The following is an 8858-nucleotide window of genomic DNA, read 5'->3' on the forward strand; positions in this document are numbered from 1 at the left end:
ACGAATCGCACATGGCCTGGGCGGGTTACGAGCGTGCGCTGTGACCGACACGACCATCGACCGGGCGGACCTCGGCGACGCCGCCCAGACAAGCGGGGCCGCACAGGCCGACGGGGGAGAGCAAGTGAGGCTCGGCTACGTGCCCGTGCAGAACGCGGCGCTGAAGACCGCCGCGATCGTGCCCATGTCGCTGCGCTCGGTGCACTTCGTGATGCCGGGCGGCGTCAACGACGTGGCCCGACCCAGCGGAGGCAACGCCTACGACCGCCGGATCTGCCTCGATCTGCCCGGCTTCGGGTGGCAGGTGCACCAGCACGCCCTGGCCGGCAGCTGGCCGCGCCCCGATGCGGACGCCCGCGCCGAACTCGCCCGTACGCTGCGGGAATTCCCCGACGGCACGGTCGTCATGCTGGACGGACTCGTCGCCTGCGGGGTCCCCGAGATCATCCTCCCCGAGGCCGAACGCCTCTGCCTGGCCGTCCTGGTGCATCTGCCGCTCGGCGACGAGACCGGCCTGGAGCCGGACGTGGCCGCCGACCTCGACGCCAAGGAGCGCACGACCCTGCGGGGCGTGTCCGCCGTGATCGCGACCAGCGACTGGGCGGTCCGCCGACTGGTGTCCCACCACGGCCTCGCCCCCGAGCGGGTCCATGTCGCCGCCCCCGGCGCCGACATCGCCCCCCTCGCCTCCGGCACCGACGGCGTCTCCCGGCTGCTGTGCGTCGCCGCGGTCACCCCCCGCAAGGGGCAGCACCGGCTCGTCGAGGCCCTCGCGACGGTCACCGACCTGCCGTGGAGCTGCGTCCTCGTCGGCGGCATCGACCAGGACCGCGAGTACGTCGACCACATCCGCGGCCTCGTCGCCAAGTTCGGCCTGGAGGACCGGCTGCACCTCGCCGGACCGCAGGCGGGCGCCCAACTCGACGCCAGCTACGCCTCCGCCGACCTGATGGTCCTCACCTCGTACGCGGAGACCTACGGCATGGCGGTCACCGAGGCCCTCGCCCGAGGGATCCCCGTGCTGGCCACGGACGTCGGCGGTCTCCCGGAGGCCGTCGGCCGCGCCCCCGACGGAGGGGTGCCCGGCATCCTCGTCCCGCCGGAGAACCCCGCGGCCATCGCGTCGGAGCTGCGCGGCTGGTTCGGGGAGGCCGACGTACGGCGCCGGCTGAAGGCCGCGGCGAGAGGCCGCCGCGCCGCACTCGACGGCTGGGCGACGACGGCCCGCAGCCTGGCCCACGTCCTCGGACGACTGCGCCACGAACCCCGGAGGGCGGCATGACCACTTCAGCCTCGACGGCGACCACGACGACCGCGTCCGCGGGCGCGACGGGTTCCCCGGGCATGGGCGCGGGCGCTCCGCTCCCCGCCGGTGGGGCGGCTCCCGTGAGCGGGGCGGCGTCCACGGTAGGTGGGGCGGCCGGCGTCGCGGGCGCGTCCGTGGTCACCGCGGCCCCCGCCTCCGGCGCCGCGCTCAGCATGGCGGGGCGGGGCGGTGACACCCCTGCGGCCGAGGGACACCAGTACGCCCCGCAGTGGCTGGAGCTGCGGGAGAGCGCCGACGCCGCAGCGCGCGCGACGGACCTGCTCGACCCGCTGCGCATACGTCTGGCGAACCTGCCCCGCCGCGCCACCGGCCTGGTCGTCCACGACCTCGGCTGCGGCACCGGCTCGATGGGCCGCTGGCTCGCGCCCCGGCTCGACGGCGCCCAGCAGTGGGTCCTGCACGACCAGGACCCCGCCCTGCTGCGGCTGGCCATCGAGCGGGCGCCCCGCGCGGGCGCCGACGGCAGCCCCGTCACGGTCACCACCCGGCGCGGTGACATCGGGCGGCTCACGGCGGACGACCTGTCCGGCGCCTCCCTCGTCACCGCGTCCGCGCTGCTCGACGTCCTCACCCGCGAGGAGATCGACACGCTCGCCGGTGCCTGCGCGGACGCCGGTGTGCCCGCGCTGCTGACGCTCTCCGTCGTCGGCCGGGCCGACCTCGTACCGGCCCATCCCATGGACCAGGAGATCGCCGAGGCGTTCAACGCCCACCAGCGCGCGAGCGAGCTGCTCGGCCCCGACGCGATCACCGTGGCCTGCGAGGCGTTCGCCCAGCGGGGCGCCACGGTCCGGGTCCACCCGAGCCCCTGGCAGCTCGACGACCGGCACATCGCCCTCACCGAGGAGTGGCTGCGCGGCTGGGTCGGCGCGGCCTGCGAACAGCGCCCCGAACTCACCGAGCGTGCCGAGGCCTACCTCCGCGATCGCCTGGCGGCCTGCGCGGCGGGCGAGTTGCGCGTCACCCTCCACCACAGCGACCTCCTGGCCCTGCCCCGGCCGACGGGCTGCACGTCATGACGGCGCCGGTGGACACCCGCGCCCTGCCGGGCGAACGACGGGTCCGGGTACGGCCGAAGGGGGTCCGGGCCCGTGTGCGGGCGAGCGCCCCGTCGGCGCGGGCGCGCATGCGCACCACCGCGCCCGTCACGATCCCGCGCCGGCGGACGCCGACCGAGGCGCCGGCCACCGCGGCACCGGGCGACACCCCCGCGGAAGCCCACGGCGCCGCCGCGCGCCCCGCCCCGGCGAAGCCCTCGACCGTGGTCACCCCGGCCGCCCGCCGCCCCTCGGCGGGTCCGGTCCGGGCACCCCGGGCCTCCTCGGCCCCACTGCCCGGCCACCCGCCCGTGACGGCGGCGCCCGCAGAGCCGTTCCACGGCCACCGGGCCCCGGCCGACGCGGCATCCGGCCGTCCGGCACCGCGCGCGCTGCCGGGTGACGACGCGTCCGGCGCTCCGGCGGCCGTCCTCCCGGCAGAGGGCGAAGCCCCGGCGGATTCCCCGGCCGCGCCGCGCCGTCGTGCCGCCGGCAAGGTGCTCCGTGCCCTGCGTGCCCACTTCGGGAGCATCGCCGGAACGATCATTCTCGTGGTCGTCGTGTGGCGGCTCGGGACCGGTGTGTTCGTGGACGGGCTGCGGCGCATCGACGGCGGGACACTGGTCGCCGCCGTCGGCATCGGCGTGCTGACGACCGTGGTCAGCGCCTGGCGCTGGTGCGCGGTGACGAGGGCGCTGGGCCTGCGGCTGCCGCTCGGCCCCGCCGTCGCGGACTACTACCGGGCGCTGTTCCTCAACGCGGCGCTCCCCGGCGGTGTCCTCGGCGACGTGCACCGGGCCGTCCGGCACGGACAGAGCTCCGGGGACATGGGGCGCGGTGTGCGCGCGGTGGTCATCGAGCGGACGGCGGGTCAGCTGGTGCTGGCCGTCGTGGGCGTGGCGGTCCTGCTGACCATGCCCTCACCGGTGCTGGAGCAGACCCGTCACACGGCGGCCGTCCTGGCGCTGGTCACCCTGGGCGCGACCGCGATCTGGGCGGCGCTGCGGATGGGCCGCGAGCCGCGTCCCGGACGCGGCCGGGACGGCCGGGTCCGCGCCGCCCTCACCGAGGCGCGCGGCGCCCTGCTGAACCGCGACAGCGGCCCGGCGGTGCTGATCTCCTCCGTGGTGGTGCTGGCCGGGTACGTGGCGATGTTCCTGCTCGCCGCCCGCGTCGCCGGCACCTCCGCCGGCCCGGCGACCCTGGTGCCGCTCGCGCTGCTGGCCCTGATCGCCATGAGCCTGCCGCTGAACGTCGGCGGCTGGGGCCCCCGCGAGGGCGTCACCGCCTGGTCGTTCGGCGCGGCGGGCCTGGGCGCCTCCCAGGGCCTGACCGTGGCCGTCGTCTACGGCGTGCTCAGCTTCGCGGCGGCGCTGCCGGGGGCCCTGGTCCTCGTCGGCCGCTGGTACGGCTCGCTGCGGGCCCGCCGTCAGTCCGTGACCACGGAGAAGTACGCCCCGAAGGACTCCACGAACCCCTCCAGCAATTCCTTCCCCTTCGTGGCGGACGCCAACGAAGGACGGCCGATCACACCGGAATCGGTGTAGGCCGACATACCGAGGGAGAGGAGATGACGGCGGTCGTCGGCAAGGAAATCGGTGGTCTCGTGACCGGGCCGGACCAATTCCGGATGGCAATGCAGAAGTATGGAGGTCTCAATTTCTCCCGCATGCATATCACTGAGCAACGAGGTCTCGACACCCGCCCGTTCACGGGCGGCCTCCCAGTCCTCCATCGCCGGGAAAAGCGCCATTCGATGTCCCGCCGCGGTGGATTCCTGGACGACATTGCCCAGGACGTAATTCCCGCCGTGTCCGTTCACCACGACCAGCGCCTCGACGCCCGACCGGCGCAGCGAGTCGGCGATGTCGCGGACCATCGCGTGCAGGGTCGTCGCGGAAATGCTCACCGTGCCCGGCCAGCCCGCGTGCTCGTGCGAGCAGGCGATGGTCACGGGCGGCAGGAGATGCACCGGGTAGGCGGCGGCTATCTCCCGCGCTATGGCGCACGCCACCAGCGTGTCCGTGGCCAGCGGCAGATACGGGCCGTGCTGCTCGTAGCTGCCGACCGGAAGCACCGCGACCTGCCGGCCGACTCCCGCGCCGCGCTCCCGTACGTCCGCGGTGGTGTCGGCGGGCAGCAGACCGTATACCGTCGGCTGCTGTCCCCGTCCCTCCTGCCGCGCACCGGACTCCGCTCCCGAACTGCTCATCTTTTCCCGGCCTTTCGTCTCTGCTGATGCTCCGTCATTTTCGCATGACGTCAGGACTCACCAGATAGGAACCAGATCATGACAGAAAATGTTGGCGTACTCGGCGCTCACGCCCAGTCCTCCGGTGCCGTCCGCGTGGTCAATGCACCACTGCCCACGACGTACGGCGACTTCGAGGCCGTAGGTTATCTCGACCAGGATCGCGGCGAGGAACAAGTGGCGCTGGTGTACGGCGACATCAGCGGCGGCGAGAACATACTCGTCCGACTGCACTCGGAGTGCCTGACCGGTGACGCGTTCGGCTCCCAGCACTGCGAATGCGGGGAGCAGCTCGACAGCGCCCTGCGCGCCATCGTCGCGGAGGGCCGGGGCGTCCTCGTCTACCTGCGCGGCCACGAGGGGCGCGGCATCGGGCTGCTCGCCAAGCTCCAGGCGATGAAGCTCCAGGCCGAGGGTCTGGACACCGTCGAGGCGAACATCGCCCTCGGCCTGCCGGTGGACGCCCGCGACTACCGGGTGGCGGCCGAGATGCTGCACGACCTCGGCGTACGGTCCGTGCGGCTGATGTCGAACAACCCGCGCAAGCGGGAGGCGCTGCTGCGCCACGGCATCCAGGTCTCCGAGCAGGTGCCGCTGCTGATCACGCCCTGCGAGGACAACATCACCTACCTGCGTACCAAGCGTGAGCGGCTGGACCACTACCTGCCCCACCTGGACGCGGTGGTCCACTCCTCCTGAGCGCCGCACCACGCGTTCCCGCACGTCGCACGGGGTCGCGCGGCGGCCGTCATCGGATCGTCCGACACCGGCCGCCGCGCCCGCCGTAACGTTCCGGCGGGCCGGTGCGCACGGCGCGGTCCCGGGCCGACTCCGCTGCCGTACCGCATGAACGTTCGCCTGTGGTGGAAGACCTGACTCCGTCGGGTGAACCGACCACGACCGGACGAAGGGAGCCGCGTACGTGATCCGCAGCGCACGGGTCGTCGTCATAGGCGGCGGTGTCATCGGCACGAGCATCGCCTACCATCTCGCCGCCGCAGGAGTGGACGACGTCGTCCTCGTCGAACGGGACGAACTCGCCTCCGGCTCCACCGCACGGGCCGCCGGCGGCGTACGCGCACAGTTCTCCGACGAGCTGAACATCCAGCTCGGTGCCCGCAGCCTGGAGGCGTTCGGCCGGTTCGGACAGGACCTGGGCCACGACATCGGTCTCCACCGGGTCGGCTACCTCTTCCTGCTGTCGACGCCCGACGAGGTCGCCCAGTTCGAGGCCGGCGTACAACTGCAGAACGACCTGGGCGTACCCAGCCGCATGATCGACCCCGCCGAGGCCCAGCTGCTCTCCCCGCTGATCAGCGCCGACGGGCTGCTCGCCGCCGCGTTCTCGCCCGACGACGGGCACTGCACCCCCGAGTCCGTGGTCCACGGCTACGCCGCGGGCGCCCGCCGCCACGGCGCGACGGTCCTGCGCAACTGCGAGGTCCTCGGCATCGAGACCTGGCGGGACACCATCACCGCGGTGGTCACCGGCAAGGGCCGCATCGTCACCGACACCGTGGTGTGCGCGGCCGGCGCCTGGTCCCGGTCCGTCGGCGCCATGGTCGGCGTGGACCTCCCCGTGGAGCCGCTGCGCCGGCAGATCGCGGTCACCGAACCGGTTCCGGGCCTGCCGCCGGACCTGCCCATGACGATCGACTTCACCAGCAGCCTCTACTTCCACACCGAGGGCCCCGGCCTCCTCGTCGGCATGTCCGACCCCGACGAACGGCCCGGCTTCGCCACCGACACCCACGACCGCTGGATCCCCCGCCTCTACGCGGCCATGGAACACCGGGCACCCGCCCTGCTCGACCTGCGCCGCACGGGCGGCTGGGCGGGCCTGTACGAGATCACACCGGACCACAACGCCCTGATCGGCGAGGCCGGTTCATGCTCCCGCTTCCTGTACGCCACCGGCTTCTCCGGCCACGGGTTCCTCCAGGGGCCGGCGGTCGGCGAGGTGGTCCGCGACCTGTACCTCGGCCGCGTACCCTTCGTCGACATCAGCCCCTTGAGCGTCGACCGCTTCACGGCCGACGCGTTGCGCCCGGAGGCCAACCTCGTATGACCGATCGCCACTTGTGGCTCCGCCACGAGACCCGTACCACCGAACGCCGCACCCCGATCGTCCCGTCCGACGCCCGGCGGCTCGTCGAGAGCGGCGTACGGATCACCGTCGAGGACTCCCCGCAGCGGATCTTCCCGACGGAGGCGTACGAGGAGGCGGGCTGCGAGGTCACCGAGCCGGGCCGCTGGCCGAAGGCCCCGTCCGACGCGGTGATCGTGGGTCTCAAGGAACTCCCCGACGAACCCGCCGAACTCACCCACCGGCACATCTTCTTCGGGCACGCCTACAAGGGGCAGCCCGGCGCCGAGGCGCTGCTGCGCAGGTTCGCCGCCGGGGGCGGGGCGCTGTTGGACCTGGAGTACCTGGTGGACGACCAGGGCCGCAGGCTCGCCGCGTTCGGCTTCTGGGCCGGCTATCTGGGCGCGGCCCTCGCGGTGCTGCACCACCGGGGCGGTCTTCAGACGCCGCTGGTGCCCATGGCCAAGGAGGAGATGGAGGCCCGGCTGCGCGCCTCCGAGGGCGACCTGACCGCGCTGGTGATCGGCGCCCTGGGCCGCAGCGGGCGCGGTGCGCGCGCCGCCCTCGACGAGGCCGGGGTGGAGCCCACCTGCTGGGACGTGGCCGAGACCCGCGACCTCGACAAGGGCGCCCTGCTCGCCCACGACCTGATGGTCAACACCGTGCTGACGACGAGCCCGGTGCCGCCGTTCCTCACGGACAAGGACCTCGACACACCGGACCGCCGGCTGCGCACCCTCGCCGACGTCACCGTCGACGTCGGCTCACCCATGAACGTCCTGCCGTTCTACGACACCACCACCGACTGGGACCACCCGGTCCGCCGTCTGCGCGAGCACCCGCCCCTCGACCTGATCGCGATCGACAACCTGCCCTCCCTGCTGCCCCGCGAGGCGAGCACCGACTTCTCCGCCACGCTGCTGCCGCAGCTGCTGGACTTCCGCACCGATGGCGCGTGGGGCCGCTGCCTGGACCGGTTCCGCCGCGCGTCCCATGAACTGGGCCTGACGACAAGGGAGTTGCCGGATGACTGATGACGCGGTCCTCGCGAGCGGCACCGTCCACTGGGTCGGTGCCGGCCTCTCCACGGGCAGCGGCCTGGCGAAGCTGTGCGACACCGCCGCACGGGTACGGCTGTGGCACCGCACCGAGGAGCGCGCCGAGGGGGCCCTGGCCGCCCTCGGCCTCGCGGGCCGCGCCGAGCCCCGCGCGTACACGCGCGCGGCGCTCGCGGCCGAGCTGGCCGCCGGTGACGTGGTCGTCTCGATGCTCCCGGCCCCGGAGCACGCGCCGCTGCTCGCGGCGTGCGTCGAGGCGCGGGCCCACTTCGCCTGCTCCAGCTACGTCTCGGACGCGGTCCTGGAACTGGCGCCGGCGGCCGGGGCGGCGGGCGTCACCGTCCTCACCGAGGCGGGCCTCGACCCCGGCATCGACCACCTCTTCGCCCACAGCCTGATCGCCCGGGCGACCGCGGCGATCGGGCCCGACACGGCCGCCTCGTACACCCTCACCTCGTACTGCGGCGGCGTCCCGGCCGTGCCGAACGACTTCCGATACCGCTTCAGCTGGGCGCCCGCCGGAGTCCTCAACGCCCTGCGCGCACCGGCCCGCTACATCGAGGACGGCACGGAGAAGACGGTGGAGCGCCCTTGGCGGGCGACCCGTCCGTACGTCGTCGACGGAGATGCCGACGGTGAGATCTTCGAGGCATACCCCAACCGCGACAGCGTGCCCTTCGTCGCCCAGTACGGCCTCCCGGCGGCGTGGAAACCCCGCACGTTCGTCCGCGGCACGCTCCGCCTCGACGGCTGGCTCACCGCCTGGGCCCCGGTCTTCGCGGAACTGGAACGCGACGACGACGCCCGCATCGCCGCGCTGGCCGGTGAGCTGGCCGCGCGGCACCCGATGACGGAAGCCGACCGGGACCGTGTCGTCCTGGCCGTCACCCTTGACGTCGACGCCGGTTCCGGTGACCGCTGGTCGGGCCGCTACCTCCTCGACCTGACCGGCACGGCCGAGGAGAGCGCCATGGCCCGCTGCGTCTCCCGCCCCCTGGCCCTCGGCGCCACCCACATCCTCGACGGTTCCCTGCCGCCGGGCCTCCTCCGTGCGGCGGAGACGCCGGAACGCGCGGAGAGGTGGCTCACGGAACTGGGG

General features: G+C 73.7%; 8 protein-coding genes. 7 read left to right on the forward strand and 1 reads right to left on the reverse strand.

The window, feature by feature from the left end; translation table 11 throughout:
• Positions 1–40 precede the first annotated feature (40 nt).
• The 3 genes from AOK15_RS23055 to AOK15_RS23065 all read left to right on the forward strand — a co-directional run bounded on the left by AOK15_RS23055 (position 41) and on the right by AOK15_RS23065 (position 3911).
• Positions 41–1282: a glycosyltransferase family 4 protein gene (locus AOK15_RS23055; protein ID WP_055519909.1), complete on the forward strand. Its 1242-nt coding sequence runs from the start codon at positions 41–43 to the stop codon at positions 1280–1282.
• A gap of 62 nt (positions 1283–1344) precedes the next feature.
• Positions 1345–2346, forward strand: coding sequence for a class I SAM-dependent methyltransferase (locus tag AOK15_RS23060; protein ID WP_055519919.1), 1002 nt, complete (start codon positions 1345–1347; stop codon positions 2344–2346).
• Between the two features lie 311 nt (positions 2347–2657).
• Positions 2658–3911 (forward strand): lysylphosphatidylglycerol synthase transmembrane domain-containing protein, encoded by a 1254-nt coding sequence (locus tag AOK15_RS23065; RefSeq protein WP_420876947.1) that lies wholly within the window; start codon positions 2658–2660, stop codon positions 3909–3911.
• Here the strand turns inward: AOK15_RS23065 and AOK15_RS42565 are convergent.
• Positions 3794–4576 (reverse strand): creatininase family protein, encoded by a 783-nt coding sequence (locus AOK15_RS42565; RefSeq protein ID WP_079058639.1) that lies wholly within the window; start codon positions 4574–4576, stop codon positions 3794–3796. The two genes, AOK15_RS23065 and AOK15_RS42565, sit on opposite strands and share 118 nt — an antisense overlap.
• Before the next feature lie 78 nt (positions 4577–4654).
• On the opposite strand from AOK15_RS42565, the gene ribA reads away from it, so the two are divergent.
• The 4 genes from ribA to AOK15_RS23090 all read left to right on the forward strand — a co-directional run.
• Positions 4655–5314: a GTP cyclohydrolase II gene (gene ribA, locus AOK15_RS23075; protein ID WP_055519911.1), complete on the forward strand. Its 660-nt coding sequence runs from the start codon at positions 4655–4657 to the stop codon at positions 5312–5314.
• Positions 5315–5537: 223 nt separating this feature from the next.
• Positions 5538–6683 carry an NAD(P)/FAD-dependent oxidoreductase gene (locus AOK15_RS23080; protein WP_055519913.1) on the forward strand — a complete coding sequence of 382 codons (1146 nt, stop codon included), beginning with the start codon at positions 5538–5540 and terminating at the stop codon, positions 6681–6683.
• The gene (locus AOK15_RS23085) at positions 6680–7735 is read left to right on the forward strand and encodes a saccharopine dehydrogenase (protein WP_055519915.1); all 1056 of its coding nucleotides are present in this window, start codon (positions 6680–6682) and stop codon (positions 7733–7735) included. Before AOK15_RS23080 ends, AOK15_RS23085 begins: the two co-directional genes overlap by 4 nt.
• Positions 7728–8858: saccharopine dehydrogenase family protein (locus AOK15_RS23090; RefSeq protein ID WP_055519917.1), on the forward strand; the 1131-nt coding region annotated here is incomplete at its 3' end. The genes AOK15_RS23085 and AOK15_RS23090, both read left to right, overlap by 8 nt.

Source organism: Streptomyces ossamyceticus (assembly GCF_001418475.1).
GTDB lineage: Bacteria > Actinomycetota > Actinomycetes > Streptomycetales > Streptomycetaceae > Streptomyces > Streptomyces ossamyceticus.

Excerpts from the sequence above, each read along its gene's own strand:
- AOK15_RS23085 (WP_055519915.1), top strand. The coding sequence starts at position 6,680 with ATGACCGATCGCCACTTGTGGCTCCGCCACGAGACCCGTACCACCGAA.
- AOK15_RS23060 (WP_055519919.1), top strand. The coding sequence starts at position 1,345 with ATGGGCGCGGGCGCTCCGCTCCCCGCCGGTGGGGCGGCTCCCGTGAGC.
- ribA (WP_055519911.1), top strand. The coding sequence starts at position 4,655 with ATGACAGAAAATGTTGGCGTACTCGGCGCTCACGCCCAGTCCTCCGGT.
- AOK15_RS42565 (WP_079058639.1), bottom strand. The coding sequence starts at position 4,576 with ATGAGCAGTTCGGGAGCGGAGTCCGGTGCGCGGCAGGAGGGACGGGGA.